The 16,734-nt window shown below is 42.0% G+C and carries 11 protein-coding genes; 7 read left to right on the forward strand and 4 right to left on the reverse strand.

From position 1 onward, the window contains the following. Positions 1–65: 65 nt before the first annotated feature. Positions 66–569, reverse strand: a complete 504-nt coding sequence (locus tag VOI17_RS02385) for a DinB family protein (protein ID WP_323755631.1) — start codon at positions 567–569, stop codon at positions 66–68. Positions 570–839: 270 nt separating this feature from the next. Here VOI17_RS02385 and VOI17_RS02390 point away from each other — a divergent pair, with 270 nt between their 5' ends. Continuing rightward, the gene (locus VOI17_RS02390) at positions 840–7,211 is read left to right on the forward strand and encodes a PKD domain-containing protein (protein ID WP_323755632.1); all 6,372 of its coding nucleotides are present in this window, start codon (positions 840–842) and stop codon (positions 7,209–7,211) included. Beyond that, positions 7,211–8,239 carry a PorP/SprF family type IX secretion system membrane protein gene (locus VOI17_RS02395; RefSeq protein WP_323755633.1) on the forward strand — a complete coding sequence of 343 codons (1,029 nt, stop codon included), beginning with the start codon at positions 7,211–7,213 and terminating at the stop codon, positions 8,237–8,239. The genes VOI17_RS02390 and VOI17_RS02395 overlap by 1 nt, the downstream gene beginning before the upstream one ends. 63 nt (positions 8,240–8,302) lie before the next feature. Here the strand turns inward: VOI17_RS02395 and recF are convergent, their stop codons facing one another. Beyond that, a complete protein-coding gene (gene recF, locus VOI17_RS02400) occupies positions 8,303–9,406 on the reverse strand; it encodes a DNA replication/repair protein RecF (protein ID WP_323755634.1) in 1,104 nt (367 codons plus the stop codon). Positions 9,407–9,502: 96 nt separating this feature from the next. Between recF and pdhA the strand changes: the two genes are divergently transcribed. The 4 genes from pdhA to VOI17_RS02420 all read left to right on the forward strand — a co-directional run bounded on the left by pdhA (position 9,503) and on the right by VOI17_RS02420 (position 13,240). Then, a complete protein-coding gene (gene pdhA / locus VOI17_RS02405) occupies positions 9,503–10,534 on the forward strand; it encodes a pyruvate dehydrogenase (acetyl-transferring) E1 component subunit alpha (RefSeq protein WP_323755635.1) in 1,032 nt (343 codons plus the stop codon). A gap of 57 nt (positions 10,535–10,591) precedes the next feature. Then, entirely contained in the window at positions 10,592–11,281 is a 690-nt protein-coding gene (locus tag VOI17_RS02410) for a tetratricopeptide repeat protein (RefSeq protein ID WP_323755636.1), read from the forward strand. Positions 11,282–11,406: 125 nt separating this feature from the next. Next, positions 11,407–11,883 (forward strand): 6,7-dimethyl-8-ribityllumazine synthase, encoded by a 477-nt coding sequence (gene ribH, locus VOI17_RS02415; RefSeq protein WP_323755637.1) that lies wholly within the window; start codon positions 11,407–11,409, stop codon positions 11,881–11,883. A 37-nt stretch (positions 11,884–11,920) separates the two neighbouring features. Continuing rightward, the gene (locus VOI17_RS02420; protein WP_323755638.1) at positions 11,921–13,240 is read left to right on the forward strand and encodes an aspartate kinase; all 1,320 of its coding nucleotides are present in this window, start codon (positions 11,921–11,923) and stop codon (positions 13,238–13,240) included. Between the two features lie 76 nt (positions 13,241–13,316). On the opposite strand, the gene VOI17_RS02425 is transcribed toward VOI17_RS02420, so the two are convergent. Continuing rightward, positions 13,317–14,063 carry a hypothetical protein gene (locus VOI17_RS02425; RefSeq protein ID WP_323755639.1) on the reverse strand — a complete coding sequence of 249 codons (747 nt, stop codon included), beginning with the start codon at positions 14,061–14,063 and terminating at the stop codon, positions 13,317–13,319. Continuing rightward, positions 14,063–14,956 (reverse strand): MBL fold metallo-hydrolase, encoded by an 894-nt coding sequence (locus VOI17_RS02430; RefSeq protein ID WP_323755640.1) that lies wholly within the window; start codon positions 14,954–14,956, stop codon positions 14,063–14,065. The genes VOI17_RS02425 and VOI17_RS02430 overlap by 1 nt, the downstream gene beginning before the upstream one ends. A gap of 142 nt (positions 14,957–15,098) precedes the next feature. Here VOI17_RS02430 and VOI17_RS02435 point away from each other — a divergent pair, with 142 nt between their 5' ends. Then, positions 15,099–16,733, forward strand: coding sequence for a M14 family metallopeptidase (locus VOI17_RS02435; RefSeq protein ID WP_323755641.1), 1,635 nt, complete (start codon positions 15,099–15,101; stop codon positions 16,731–16,733). Position 16,734: the final 1 nt, after the last annotated feature.

Raw genomic sequence — 16,734 nt, forward strand, 5'->3', positions numbered from 1 at the left:
CGAGTTGAATAAAAAAAGGCTGCACCTTTCAGCACAGCCCATTCCAATACACGATACAAAGTCTTTTAGCGATAAGCAGGAGGTTTGATTCCTTTCATTCGTAAATAGGTAATCATTTGGCCTCTATGATGGGCATTATGGTCTAAGTAAGAAATCACTTGAGCTGTCATGGCGTCACTCGACTCACTGGCAAGAATTAATTTGTGCATGGCATCAAACTGCTCCCCAGTCCATTTGATCAGTTCAGCTTTGTTTTTGGCGTTTTCATCGCCTGGGCTCCATGCGGCTTGACCTTGGTTTTCAAAGGCCCTGCGGAAATAATCGATACTGTAGACAATGTGATAAGCCTGAGCCCCAAAAGTGCGTTGCTCTTCATTAGGTTTGAAGTTGTAGTCTGCTTCTGGCATGGCATTAAGAACCTCAAGCGTATAAGCTTTGGTGACGTCTAACCTTTGTTTCAGGTAATCATAACCGCCATCGGCTGGCTTTAAGGTAGCGCTGGTGAGCCCAATGGCCAGCACACAGAGTGCCAATGCCGATAAGGACATTTGTTTTAGTTTGTTTTTCATAAGTGGTTATAAAATGTAAAATAGATATTATACGTAAGTGGTTACATAAAAGGTTACCTAATATGATAGTTGGATGCTTAAATCTGTTCAAACTTGTTTAATTCCACCTAGTTCTAAGTTTTAGAGATCAGAAGATTACATAAACAATGCGACTTACATTAAGAAACTTGACCTTTGACCTACCACTTTTCCTGTTTACATCATTTTGAAAAAGCTGAATGTTTTTCTATTAATTTGGTCACTTAACTTATTACCAAACTACAAATATAGTTGAAAAGGATTTTTCGTTTTTTACTTATCCTTTCGTTGTTTCAGCTAGATTCTTTTGTCCTTTTAGCGGAAATTAATGATAAGCCCCTGTCTGTTACAGAGGGTTTTGCTGTTAATGTAACTGAAACGTCACTTACTACTAAGAGGTCTGAACTTTCGGATTCTAAGGATGGATCAAATGATAGGTTTTCATGCTCAGATTATGATATTTTTAATTCAGCCAATAATCAAACCTCTGCAAAACTGCCGGGTTGTGTAGGAGGGAGCGATGGTAATTTAAGGTATGTTGTAAATAGCTCTGAATTTAAGGGAGATATTATTTATGAGTGGATAGATCCAAATGGTAATACATTTTTAACGGGAAAAAATAAGTTCCAGACAGATGATAACTTGTCTGCTGGTGTATATACTCTTAGAATCACTGGAACAAGTCCAGAGACTGAAAGGTGTACTTATGAGAAAAAGATTACACTCGCTGAACCTGCTGCCAGATTTACAATTAATACTAATTCTGAAGTCACACATGTTTCATGTGCAGGAAATGATGGTGCGATTGATTTAGAAGTACAGGGAGCTAATAATCCGGCAAACTTAAGTTACGAATGGATTTCTGGCCCGGCAAAAGTAGGTACCAAAACTCAGGATATTAGTGGCTTACCTGCAGGAGATTACGAGGTAAAAATAGTTGAGTCTGGTAGTCCAGATCATTGTGAAATTCACAAATTTACGGTTAATGCTTTTACAGCTATCACGATTACGCCTACTAAAGTAGATGTCAACTGCAATGGGGCCTCCACAGGCAGTATTACTTTAACTGTAAGCGGTGGTTCTGGCACATATACCTATGAATGGGACTCAGGTCAAACCACAAAAGATTTAAGCGGCCTTGCTGCAGGTACTTATAACGTCACTGTAACAGATTCTAATGGATGTACTGATACTAGTCCCGTTACGATAACCGAACCAGCGACTGCCCTATCATTGTCCAACACCCAAGTGAATGTACTTTGTAATGGAGCCAGCACAGGAAGTATTGATTTGACTGTCACTGGCGGAACGGCCGGTTATACCTATGCCTGGAGCAATGGCAGCACGGCTCAGGATATTAGTAGTCTTACTGCTGGCACCTATACCGTCAACGTAACAGATGCCAAGGGCTGTACCGCCACTAGTTCCGTTACGATCACCCAGCCAGCAGCGATAACGCTTAGCACTTCGAAAGTAGATGTAAGCTGTAATGGCGGAACTGACGGCAGTATAAATTTGTCGGTAGCAGGAGGCACAGCCCCCTACACTTACTTATGGAACAATGCAGCCACTAGTGAGGACCTAAGTAGCCTTGCCGCTGGAAGTTATAATGTTACCGTTACCGATGCGGTAGGCTGCACGGCCACCGCTCCTGTCACCATTACTCAACCCGCAGTGCTTGCGCTTAGCACTTCGAAAGTAGATGTAAGTTGTAATGGGGGAACTGACGGAAGTATAAACCTGACGGTAGCAGGAGGAACAGCGCCTTTCACTTATGCATGGAATAATGGGGCGACAACCGAGGACATAAGTAGCCTTCCTGCTGGAAATTATAATGTTACCGTCACCGATGCCAAAGGCTGTACTGATAATGCTCCGGTCACAATTACTGCTCCGCCAGCATTAGCGCTGAGTAATACCAAAGTTAATATTAGCTGTTCGGGCGCCACTGATGGGAGTATTGATTTAACGGTTACAGGAGGTAATGGTGCTTATACCTATTTATGGAGTAACGGAGCAACTACGCAAGACCTCAATGCTTTGGCCGTTGGCACCTACACCGTCACAGTCACCGATGCCAAAGGCTGTACTGCAAACGCAAGCATCACCTTGACAGAGCCTGTGCCAACCATTACAGGTACACCAACAATTACAAATGTAAGCTGTAATGGCGACACTAACGGAAGCGTGAGTTTGGTTGTTGGTGGAGGTACCGCACCTTACGCGTACTTATGGAGTAATGGGGCAACCACGAAAGATGTCAGCAACCTGGCTGCAGGTACCTATAGTGTAAAAATTACGGATAAAGACGGTTGTCTAGTTATTTCCAATATTACCGTCAACCAGCCTGCGGTGCTTGCCATCAGTAGTACCAAGGTGGACGTAAATTGCAAAGGGGGCACCTCCGGTACAATAGACCTGACTGTCACTGGCGGAACGGCTCCCTATACCTATCTGTGGAGCAATGCTGCCACCACCCAAGACCTAAGTAGTCTTGCGGCTGGCACCTTTAGTGTAACTGTGACGGATGCCAAAGGCTGTACAGTAACAGGTGCCGTGACCATTACAGAACCGGCTGCGCTTGTATTGAGCAGCACGAAAGTAGATGCGAACTGTAATGGCGTTAATAACGGGCGTATTGATTTGAATGTAACCGGTGGTACAGCGCCATATACTTACGCATGGAATACGGGAGCGACTACGCAGAATTTAAGCAGCTTAGCAGCAGGTACCTATAGCGTGACCGTAACAGATGCGAAAGGATGTACCTCAACTACTTCAGCAACGATTACCGTACCTCCTCCCATTGTGCTGAGCAATGCGCAGGTAAACCTCAGTTGTACAGGAGATACCAATGGTAGTATTGATTTGACGGTAACAGGAGGTACGGGTCCCTATACTTATTTGTGGAATACTGGAGCTTCCACGCAGGACTTGACTGGTATAAAGGCAGGTACTTATACCATCACAGTAACAGATTCTAAAGGCTGTACTTCCAGTAAAAATATCACCTTAACAGAGCCTCCTGCGACCATTAAAGGAACGCCTACCGTCACTAATGTGAGTTGTAATGGAGGGAATGATGGAAAAATAAACCTGAGTATTACTGGCGGAAAGGCCCCTTATACTTACTTATGGAGCAATGGTGTAACCACGAAAGATGTAAGCAACCTGGCCGCAGGCACTTATAGTGTTAGGGTGACTGACAAAGACGGCTGTTTGGTCATCTCTAATATTGTTGTCACTGCTCCATCGGCCTTAGCCATTAGTAGTACAAAGGTGAACTTGAGCTGCCAAGGGAGCCGCACGGGAGCAATTGACCTAAGCGTAAGCGGTGGAACAGCACCTTATACTTACGTATGGAATAATGCAGCTACCACCCAAGACCTTAGCGGTCTAGCCGCAGGCACTTATAGCGTAACAGTCAGGGATGCCAAAGGTTGTACCGCGACCAGTTCGGTGACGGTTACCGAACCCGCTGCGTTGGCCTTGACCAACACAAAACTCAATGTAAGTTGTAGTGGCGCCAATGACGGAAGCATTGGTCTTACCGTAACAGGCGGTACTGCCCCTTATACCTATGCATGGAGTACAGGGACTACTTCCCAAAATTTAACCTCAATCAAAGCAGGCGCTTACACCGTGACGGTCACCGATAGAAATGGGTGTACAGTAAATACATCGATATCGATTACGGAACCCGCTACTAATATTTCAGCGACTGCAGTGGTCACCGACATTAACTGTAAAGGGACCAATGATGGAGCAATCAACTTGACTGTGAGTGGAGGAATAGAACCGTATTCATTTTTATGGAGTAATGGAATGAAAACAGAGGATGTCACTGGGTTGGCAGCAGGTAGCTATGATGTTACGATTCGTGATGTTAATAATTGTTTAACCATTACAGGAATTATAGTATCAGAACCCCCTGTTGTACTTAGTGCCACGGCTACAACCCAAGATAATTCCTGTAATGCAGGTGCGCAAGGAGCAATCAATTTAGAAGTAAGTGGAGGAACGGCTCCCTACACTTATTCCTGGAGTAATGGACAGACCATACAAGACATTAATAACCTGACAGCAGGTAATTATACCGTAAACATAGTAGACGCGAAAGGATGTACAATCACCAAGAGTTATACCATCATAGAGCCAACACCTATTGCAATAACTGAGGTTAAAACAGATGTGAGTTGCTTCGGCCTTACCAATGGTAAAATAGATGTAAGTGTCACCGGTGGAACCGCACCCTACCAATACAATTGGAGTAGTGGGCAATCCACGCAAGATATCTCTAATATCAAGGCAGGCACTTATGTAGTAACAGTAACTGATGCCAATGGTTGTACTGAAGACTTATCTATAGTGATTAATGAACCCCCTGCCATTGTATTGACAGCCGCCAGTACTCAATCGGGATGTAATGGAGGAAGTGATGGAACGGTGGATCTTACAGTAACAGGAGGTACGGCACCCTATTCTTATTCCTGGAATAATGGAGCTAGCACCGAAGATTTAAAGAACCTCACCTTTGGAATTTATACTGTAGTGGTAACCGATGCGAATGGATGTTCTAATACACTCTTCATTAGTGTCAACGAAAACGATAACTTCGTGCCAACAGTCGCTTCTAGTAATATTTCTTGTTTTGGAGGTACTGATGGTAATATTGATCTTAGCATTAGTGGTGGCCAAGCACCATATACCTATAGTTGGAGTAATGGACAAACAACAGAAGATGTAAACAATTTAGTGGCGGGTACATATACGGTAACCATTACCGATGCGAATAATTGTAGATCAATTATTCGAACAGAGATTGTTGAGCCAACAGCACTTACAGTGGTAACTACCTCCACCGACCTGAGTTGTAATGGTGCCAATAATGGCACTTTGACCTTGGCTTTATCAGGATCAACCGCTCCCTACGGAATCACAGTGAGTTCAAACCCAGGCACCGGTATTATTACTACCATTTCCAATGCCAGTGGTTGTGATTCTAACACGTATCGTGTTAATTCTACCAACACTAAGTTCTTAGATTTTGCTGCCTGGACGATTGAGACAGACAAGTTGATGCTTACAGGATTACCTGAGGGTACCTATTCTGTAATTAAAGTGGCTGACAACAGTTTGGTTGGCACCTCAATCATTTCTGAACCTAGCCCAGTCAATTTTGTTGAATCGGTGGTCAATAATGTTTCATGTAACAATGGTATAGATGGATCGATAGGTTTGAAGGTCACAGGAGGACTGGCCCCTTATTTCTACCTATGGTCTAATGGCAGAACGGAGGCCAATATTTCACAGTTGAGCAGTGGTGCTTACACACTCAAGGTAACAGATGCCAATAATTGTATATCGACTATTTCATTCAATGTGGTAGAACCAGAGCCTCTTTTAGTCCTTGCGACTCAGGTTAATGTCCTTTGTTTCGGTGAAAACTCGGGAAGTATAAACTTGGATGTTAGAGGCGGTGTGGCGCCTTACACAGTGGATTGGGGGAATGGTATTAGTGGATTACAACGTTCTAATTTAAGTCCAGGTGACTATGCTGCCACAGTTACAGATGCCTCAGGCTGTACATTCTCTGTGAGCGCTACCCTTACTCAACCAAGTCCTTTGGACATGACAACGAATGTAATCCCAGTATTTTGTTTCGGAGAAGCCACTGGTAGAATCGAAGTAGCGGTCAGCGGTGGAACAGCTCCATATACCTATTCATGGTCCAATAACGCCACGACTAGCATTTTGACTGGATTATTGGCAGGCAGCTATAATCTTACCGTCACCGATGCAAATAATTGTAGTATATCTACCCAGCTAGAGATTACTGAGCCTCCGGCATTAGTCACTTCTGCCTTGCAACAGCTCATAATAGACTGCGAGAATAAAACAATAAAAGAGGAAATTACTGCTGTTGTGATTGGTGGGTCAGCACCTTACTTATTTAGCTGGGATGGACTACCTTTTGAATTAGGTAATTTATTCGAAGTCACCACCAGCGGTAACCATACTATTATGATTCAAGATGCGAATGGATGTGAATCAGTAGTCAATGTGATCTCTGATATTCCAACATTTGGGGAGTCGTCAATAGATGTTTCGGGAACAATTGATCCCTTTGGCAACTATACTTTGAATACTGCGGTGCAGTTAGGTTTGATAAAAACAGATAATATTGTTTCTTGGTCTTGGGATTTAGGAGATGGGACCATTTCTTCAGAGGAGTCATTTGAACATATTTATACCAACGTGGGTCAATACACCATTCGACTTCAAACGACTGATGACAATGGCTGTACGGATGAAAAACTGATCAATATTACAGTTAATTTAGGGTATGAAATTATAATGCCTACCGCTTTTACTCCGAATGGCGATGGGTTGAATGACAGACTCTATCCTGAGTTTTATGGTTTAACCTCCTTAAGACTCGTTATTTATAATAAATGGGGTGAAGCTGTGTTCGTTTCTGAAAATATTGAGAGTGGGGGTTGGGCTGGTTTGGTGAAAAACACAGTGGCACCTTCAGGTGCTTATGCCTATAAACTCTATGCTAACTCCCTATCGGGAAAAGCAATTGAGAAATCTGGGTCGTTTATGCTGGTAAAAAAATAATGAGGAGACTATTTTTCATTATTAGCTTATCCATTGTTGCTCTGAATTTTGTTTTGAGTCAAGATGCGCAGCTTACGCAGTTTTACAATGCACCACTATATCTCAATCCAGCTTATGCGGGTTCTATAGAACTTTCTCGCGTTGGTTTTAATCAAAGGATTCAGTGGCCTACTCTTTCACAGACGATCGAAACGAGTAGTGCCTATTTTGATAATCATTTCAACAATACCCCTCACGGAGTAGGTTTTTTGGTCGTAAAAAACCGAGAATCCTTAGCGCAATTAACCTCCACCTTCCTGGCATTGCAGTACTCTTACCGATTAGAGCTCAACGAGAATTTGGTGTTTCAATTGGGTACTGAAGGTAGGTTCTTTCAAAAAGATGCGGATTATGAAGAGTTGATTTATTCAGATCAAATTGATTTATCGAGTGGAGTGATAGCCGATATTTCAGCTGATTTTGTCAGCGGCCAGTATCGGGTAGGTGGCTTAGACTTGGCGGCTGGTGGAGTGTTGTTCTCAAACGCTGCATGGCTAGGCGGAGCGGTATATCATATTACTGAGCCGGATGATTCTTTTGATGGTAATTCTTCAAAAATATCCAGGTTTTACTCTTTTCATGGTGGATATAAGTTTAATCTTAAGAACGGTAAACGGAGAAAAACTTTGGCTTATAGTTTTCAGGAAAGAAGTGTTACACTGGCCGCTAATTACAAACAACAAGGCGTTTTTACCCAACTCGACTTTGGAGTTCAATCTTACTTAGAACCTATCTATTTTGGGCTATGGTATAGAGGTTTGCCGATTAGTAAGCTCGGCTCAGTCAATAAAAGTGAATCTGTTATTGCACTTGTGGGCGTGCAGCTAGAAGAGGGAATTAACATTGGTTACAGCTATGATTTTACCGTTTCAGAACTCCGAGGAGCTTCGGGAGGTTCTCATGAAATTTCCATTAGCCTACTTTTTGGAGATATGAGAAGATTAAAAAAGCACGTGAAATTACCGTGCTTTTATATGCCTTTTCGCTAAGCAAATCATTATCAGTAGCCAAATCACCACTACTCATGCCTCATGGGTTCAATAGGATTGGCCCTAAGTAGGCAAAATTACTTTTCCTTTTTCCATTTCAAAAAACTTGACTTCATGGCCTATGGTATCGAAGACCTTATGGCTCCTTTCGGGGCGGGCATCGGTAACGAAAATCTGCCCAAAGGCATCGGAAGCCACCATTTCCATCAGTTTGGTAATGCGGAAATCATCCAGCTTATCGAAAATATCATCGAGGAGGAGCATGGGCTTTATTTCCGTTTCGTTGAAAATGTAATCGAAGTGCGCCAGCTTGAGTGCAATCAAATAAGACTTCTGCTGCCCTTGTGAGCCAAACTTTTTAATCAGCTCGCCTTCCATTTCAAACAGAAACTCATCTTTATGAATGCCCACATTTGTGCGCTTCAGTATTGAATCCTTTTTCTGGTTTTGCTTAAACAAGGTGGCAATGTCCTGTCCGAAGTCTGATTCGTATTGTAGGTCAACTTGTTCACTTTCTTCTGAAAGCAGCGCATAATGCTTTTGCACCAAAGGGCGGAAAGCCTGGGTAAAGGCCTTTCGTACTTCATAAATGCGCTGGCCAATTTCAATCAGCTGATCGGTGTATTGTTGAAGCAGGGCGGCATCGAAAAAATCACGGTCGGCAAACTGTTTCAGTAAGCTGTTGCGCTGCTTTAGTACGTGGTTATATTGAATAAGGTCGTTCAGGTAACTTTGGCTGGTCTGCGAAATTATTCCATCGAAAAACCGTCTTCGGTCTTCGCTGCCATTCCGGATTACATCGGTGTCATTGGGGGCAATAAGTACCACAGGAAACTTGCCGATATGCTCGCTTGCTTTCTTATAAGGCTTCTCGTCTAGCTTAATTAATTTCTTTTTTCCCAGTTGCAAACCACAAACTAGTGTGTGCGTTCGGTCGCCTAAAATAATTTTTCCTCGTAATGAAAAATAGTCTTGGCCGTGGAGGGCGCATTGGACATCTTGTGGGTTAAAGGCGCTTTTGGTGATGCAGAGGTAGTAAATAGCATCCAACAGGTTGGTTTTACCGCTTCCGTTCTTCCCCACCAGGCAGTTGATTTCCTTCGAAAAGTCGATCTTTAGACTTTCGTAATTCTTGAAATTGTTAAGGCCGAGAGATTCGAGATGCATTAATTTCGAAGTTGAACGTTTTTGTCTTATTTTCGCACTCCGATTTAAACTTGTACAAGCAAAGGAAACGGAGATTTCCTTCAAATATATTGACGAATGGCCGCAACTAAAGCAACATCTAAAGCAAAAGCAACAAAGGCGACAAAGTTCTCTAAGGAGACTTATATGTTCTGGTTCGAGAACATGTTGCTACAAAGAAGGTTCGAGGAGAAAGCAGGACAGCTTTACGGACAACAAAAAATTAAAGGTTTTTGCCATTTGTACATTGGACAAGAAGCCTGTTCTAGTGGTTCAGTTTCTGCCTTGGAAAAGGGAGATAAGTGGATTACTGCCTATCGAGACCACGGTCAGCCCTTGGCTTTAGGAACAAGCCCAAATGCAATTATGGCCGAACTAATGGCCAAAGAAACGGGTGTTTCTAAAGGAAAAGGTGGCTCAATGCACATGTTCGACAAAGAAGTTGGATTTATGGGCGGTCACGGTATTGTAGGGGGTCAGGTGCCTTTGGGTGCTGGTATTGCCTTTGCCGAAAAATATAATAAAACAGGCAAGCTTTGTATCTGTATGATGGGTGACGGTGCTGTGCGTCAAGGTGCATTCCACGAAGCATTGAACATGGCGATGTTATGGAAACTGCCTGTGATTTTTGTAATCGAAAACAATGGTTACGCCATGGGAACTTCAGTACAACGAACTTCTAACGTAACCGACCTTCATACTTTAGGCGAATCCTACGACATGCCTTCTGCAGCTGTTGATGCCATGAGTCCTGAAAACGTTCACATTGCCGTTGAAGAAGCTGCCGACAGAGCAAGAAGAGGTGATGGACCAACTTTATTGGAGTTCAGAACCTACCGCTATAAAGGGCATTCAATGTCTGATCCAGCGAAATACAGAACAAAAGAAGAACTAAACGAATACAAAGACAGAGACCCAATTGAGCAAGTAAGGGCCAAAATTTTGGAGAACAAATGGGCTACTGAAGCAGAGTTGAAAGATATAGATAAGAAGATCAAAGCTACTGTGGAAGAATCAGTTAAGTTTGCAGAAGAGTCAGATTATCCTGATCCGTCTGAGGCTTACAAAGACGTATACGTACAACAGGACTATCCGTTCATCACCGAATAGGATTTAATCCCTTGTTGTTCAACATTTTCCTTATATTTGCGACCTAATTTTCAAGAGATGGCACAAAAGACTTCAGAAGAAGCACACGACACGCATAACGATACCAACTCAACAGTTGGAAAAATGAAGAAAGAGCTAGGCCCAACAGGTTTTGTTGGGATGATAGTAGGCTTGGTAATTATCGTAATTACCAGCGCTGTTTTCTTCTTTAATTATAGCAAGAGTAACAAAAATACAACCGCTCAAGCCGACATGTTTCAGGCGCAGTATTATTTCGAGCAAGATAGCCTTGATTTAGCCTTGAATGGCGATGGTAGAAACTTAGGTTTCTTAAGTATCATCGATATTTATGGCGGAACAGAAGCGGCAAACTTGTCTAACTATTATACTGGTGTAATCTATTTAAAGGAGCAACAATTTCAATTGGCCCTAGATCATTTGAAGAACTTCAGTTCATCAGAAGAGTTGATTCAATCGAGAGCTTACAAGTTAACCGGTGATGCTTACATGGAACTGGGCAACTTTAGCAATGCGGCTAGCGAATACGAAAAAGCAGCAAGCACTGCTGATGACGATGCTTTTTCTCCAGCTTATTTGTTGAAAGCTTCTTTGGCTTATGAAAAACAAGGAGACCTTAAAGCGGCTGTTAAGCCTTTAGACAATATTATTAAGAACCACTTTGGTACTGCTGAGTACGCTAGCGCACGAAAGCATAAGGCTCGCCTAGAAGGCCTTGCCGGGAGTTAATTCTTAATTCAAAAAATAATTAACAAAGAAGGTAAGGTCGTAAGGTCTTACCTTTTTTATTTAGCAGGGTTTAAAAACACGATTCTACCTTATCAATAAAATTACAGCAATACACAATCAACATTATGGCATCAAACCTTAAAAGTCTTAGCGATTACAGCGGCAAAAATATTACTGATATGAGTAAGAAGAAGTTCGCTATTGTGGTTTCAGAGTGGAATGAAGAAGTAACAGAATCGCTTTATCAAGGCGCATATGAAACGCTAATTGCCAACGGAGTCAGCAAGGGCAACATTATAAAGAAAATGGTACCTGGTAGCTTTGAGCTTTCGATGGGCGCTCAGTGGATGGCCCAAATTGAAGAAATTGATGCTGTGATTTGCTTGGGTTGTGTAATCCAAGGCGAAACCCGTCACTTTGATTTCATTTGCGATGCTGTAGCCCATGGCATTACCAACGTATCATTGAAATACAATAAGCCCGTGATTTTTGGTGTGCTTACCCCAAATACCCAAAAACAGGCTTTGGATAGGGCCGGAGGAAAGCACGGTAACAAAGGTGATGAAGCTGCAATTACTGCAGTGAAAATGCTCGGCTTCTAATCAATAGGTTTTCAAAATTACTTTCCCAGATCAATTTATGCAGGTCTTAAAATTCGGAGGCACTTCGGTTGGTAAACCGGAACGAATGCACCAAGTGGCTCAGCTGATTACCAGAGATGAGCACCCTAAAATTGTTGTTTTATCTGCCCTTTCTGGCACTACCAATGGGTTAGTATCTATTGGAGAGTCTTTGGCAAAGAGTGATAAACCTGAAGCCAAATCTAAGATTGAGGCCCTTCGAGCTCATTACGCCACTTTTATAGAGGCCTTATTTTCCACTTCGGAAAAGGCAGCGGAAGCACAAGAGATGATTGATGAGCATTTTGAGTTCCTGCTCATCACGCTTAAAATATCCTTTAACGAAGCATTAAACAGAGATATTCTTGCGCAAGGCGAATTGATGTCCACCAAGCTGTTCACGCTTTATTTAGAAGAAATTGGTGTAAACGCAAAGTTGCTTCCAGCCCTAGAGTTTATGCGCACCAACGAGGAAGAGGAGCCGGATTTGGATCTGATTTCGGAGAAGCTGAAAGCCATTTTATCGAAGGAAGGTGATGCTTCAATTTTTATCACTCAAGGCTATATCTGTAAAAATCATAAAGGCGAAATTGACAATTTGCAACGTGGAGGAAGTGACTACACCGCTTCTTTGGTAGGTGCGGCCATTAATGCGACTGAAATCCAGATTTGGACGGACATTGATGGAATGCACAATAACGATCCAAGAGTGGTAGACAAAACTTTCCCGATTGCGGAGCTTTCTTTTGACGAAGCTGCGGAGCTTGCTTATTTCGGAGCGAAGATTTTACACCCTGCTTCCATTTGGCCAGCGCAGAAAATGGGAATTACCGTGCGTTTGCTGAACACTATGCAGCCAGAGGCAAAGGGAACCGTGATTAGCACGGCAACCACTTCTGATGATGTTAAGGCCTTGGCTGCTAAAGATGGGATTATCGCTATTAAGATCAAGTCAAGTCGAATGCTTTTGGCTTATGGTTTTTTAAGAAAGGTGTTCGAGATTTTCGAGAAGTATAAAACGCCAATCGATATGATTACTACCTCAGAGGTAGCGGTTTCAGTGACCATAGACGATGACACTTATTTGAATAAAATTCTTGCAGAACTGGAGAAATTCGGTACTGTGGAGGTGGATAAGAATCAAACGATCATTTGCGTAGTGGGTAACTTTGTGGCCGAAAGGAAAGGGGTGGTTAATAATATTTTTGAAGCTTTGACCAGCATCCCAATCCGTATGATTTCTTATGGTGGTAGCCGACATAATATTTCTTTATTGACAGATGAAGGCTCTAAAGTAGAAGCGCTTAAAAAATTGAACGCTCACCTGTTCGATTTATAATTTAATCAAGCCGAAATAAAAAATGCCTATCAATTAGTTTTGATAGGCATTTTTTATGCTTTGATTTTATATGGCCTTAGGGCATCCATCTGGCTTCTTCGAAATTAGCGGGCTCAAATATTGCAGGAGAAAGCTTATTGGGAGATTTGATATTCGTATAGACTTCTGAAAGCCTTAATTTTTTGTCCGTATAAAACTTTACTTCAGTGGCTATCCAGCCACCACCAATTCTCTCATATTTATTAAAATGAACGTCCTGATTTCGTCCGTTTCCAAAGTTCTGAGTCATTCTAACAAACAGAAGCGTTTCCTTATCAATCCAAAACTGGTTTGAAGTTTCATCTCCTTCTAGCGCTCCAACAACGTATACTTTTTTCCCATTATAATCTCGTTGGTGAGTTTTATCTAAATCAAAGCCTAAAATAGTAAGGGCATTGGCTGTTTTTGCAGCGGGCTGATCATAAACTGAAAAGCCTAAAATAAGCAAGGGATGGTACATTATTCTAGAGCCAGTAACAATTCCATCTTTCAGTTGATAGATGGAATCATTTCTAAAAATCATTCCATTACCCTTATCCATTTCATCAAACTTGATGGCCAACTTATCAGGCATTTGAATCGCTTCGTACCAAACGTTGTCACTCACAACATTACCATCCTCATCGTATCTAATGGTTTGCTGATCAAAAGTGAGGGTTTTGTACCATTTGCCTTCGTAGCGTTTATGCATTTTATTCAGAAGCTTTAGGCCATCGCCATTATGCTCATTTGGAAGGGCAAAGAATAATACTGTAATAGATAAGATAAGCTTTTTAAAAATCATTATTTTCCTTCAAACAGCTCCATATATGCTGCATCAATTGTTCTAGATTGGTTTCCTTTCCATTCAGGAGCACCTGGAATTTCATTCACATCCGACAAAGCTTCCTTGGTCTTTCCTCCATCAATACCTTTTTTCACATACTCGAGCGATTTCCCCAAATAGTTACTAAAAGCCTTCAAATCTTCGCGCTTTCCTTGAACATTATAGCCCTCTCCAGCGTGTCCGTAAACGAAAATCGTATCGCTGTCAAAGGTATTATAAGTTTTTTCAAGAACCGCCTGCCAGCTGGCCATATTCGCCCCGGCTGATTTATCTATAAAGGGTGGTCTTCTGTTAAAATGTAAGTCACCCATATGAACGATGTTGGCATTTTCAAAATGAACCACAGAATCTCCATCTGTATGGCCAGCGCCAAAATAATGTAGCGCTATGGTTTCGTCTCCCACTTTTTTACTCCATTTACCTGATTTGTATGTAGTATCAGGTAAAAGGGTGTTTTCAGGATTTCTTGAGGTACGGGCTAAGTTTGACTTAGAGTTTTCGTGTGCGGCAAACTCTTTAACTAGGCCTTTAAAAGCAATATTGCCTGAAGTATGATCGCCATGATGGTGCGTATTGATCAAAAGATCAATTTGCCGACTGGTCTTTTTCTTTAGTTCTTCAATCAAGTGGGCAACTGAATCTTGGTACTGCGTATCCACCACCACAATTCCATTATTGGAAGCCATCCAGCCAATGGTTCCTCCCTTCTCGGTAAAAAAACCAACGTTATTTCTCAAGGGGGTCATTTTATACCCGTCTTGTTCAAAAAGAGCATTAAGAAAGGTGAAGCCTGTAGTAGCTCCAATGCCAGTGATTAAACTTGTCTGCTTTACAAAATTTCGTCTGTTCATAAGGGTTTCATTGGTCTATTGAAGTTATAAAAGGATACGATTAAAGGCTGTACCGCCTATATAAAAGGGAAATAAAAGCAATTTGAAAATAGAAAAACATCAGTTTGTTTTTGGTAATTTCACCAACCCTAAATTGATAATTATGAGACTTTTTTATCTTTTGATCTTAAGTTGTTTTGCCTTTTCTGTAACTGCGCAAGACTTACCTAAATCATTATTGACTACCCCAGAACTTTCGAATTACGAGAAGACTTCTACTTATGCCGATGTGATGGCCTTTATTGATGCCGTGAGCAAAGGAACCAACAAGGTAAGCCGTATTTCGATGGGCACGAGTTTGGAAGGAAAAGACATTCCTGTGTTGGTTTTGGCCAATCCAAAAGTGAGCACCCCAGCCGAAGCAAAAGCTAGTGGCAAACCGATCATTTATATCCAAGGAAATATTCACTCTGGTGAAGTAGAAGGAAAAGAAGCGGTGCAGGTAATGCTGCGCGAAATCCTTCACGGAGACAAGGGATATCTTTTGGATAACCAAATCATCCTTTTTGCACCTATTTACAATACCGATTCCAACGACAAAATGGAGGCAGGCCGTAGACCTTCGCAAGAAGACAGCCCAAAAGAAGTAGGAATTAGAGAGGCCAGCCAAGGTTGGGACTTGAACCGTGACGGCATGAAGCAAGAAGCTTTAGAAACCAACGGACTTATTCAAAACATCATCGTGCCTTGGGATCCTGCGCTATTCGTTGATTTACACACTACCAATGGCGTTTGGCATGGCTACTCTCTGACATGGGCTCCAAGCTACCATACGGCAGGTGAAAAAGCACCATACGATTTTACTTGGGATAGAATTCTTCCTGAGGTAACTGACCAAGTAAAAAAGAAAGACAATGTATACTTAGGTCCATACGGCTACTTCTACCCACAAAGAGAAGGCTGGCCGATTAAGTCAATTACCACCTATAACCACCACCCAAGGTACCTAGTGAACCAATTTGGATTAAGAAATAGAATGGCCATTTTGAGCGAAGCTTTTGCGCATGAGCGTTTATACCAGCGTATTAATTCTACTTATGCTTTTGTCAGAGAAATCCTTGAGTTTACCAATAAGAATGGGAAGGAAATGTTGAAGGTAAATGCGCAAGCAGAAGCCGCTGCCATTCAATTGGTGAAAGAACAAGGAGGAAAAGTAAGCAAAGGAGTAAGATTCGAAATGACAGCTTTGGACAAAAAAATTCCTGCATACAGAGCCTATAATTATGTGGCTTATGATGAAACAGAAGGCAACAGACCGGGAACGCGTTATATAAGAAAGCCAGAAATAGTTGAGCTGCCTGATGTAGTCAACTACAGTGCTTTTACACCAACAGTTTCAGCTATTTTACCAAAGGGCTACATTATTCCAGCCGAGTTTGCCAACATTGCTGAGCACCTAATGAAGAATGGTGTGAAAGTGACGAAGTTTGAGAAGAATGTGAGAGCAACAGGTCAGGCATTTAAAGCCACCAAACTTGAAATAGCGCAAAGACCTTTCGAAAAACACAACATGGCGACTATTGAAGGAGCCTATGAGAGCGCAACAATGAAATTTGGTAAAGGAGATTATTGGGTAGACTTGGCCCAGCCTTTGGCCAACTTGATATTCTATATGTTAGAGCCACAGTCTGATGACGGGTTGGTGACTTGGAACTTCTTCGATGAGTATTTCCAGAAGAACGGTATTGACGAAAAGACTGTAGATTATCCTGTTTTCAAATATTTTGAATTGAAATAAT

Origin of the sequence: Roseivirga sp. (genome assembly GCF_034669765.1) — a bacterium.
In the GTDB taxonomy this organism is placed as follows: domain Bacteria; phylum Bacteroidota; class Bacteroidia; order Cytophagales; family Cyclobacteriaceae; genus Roseivirga.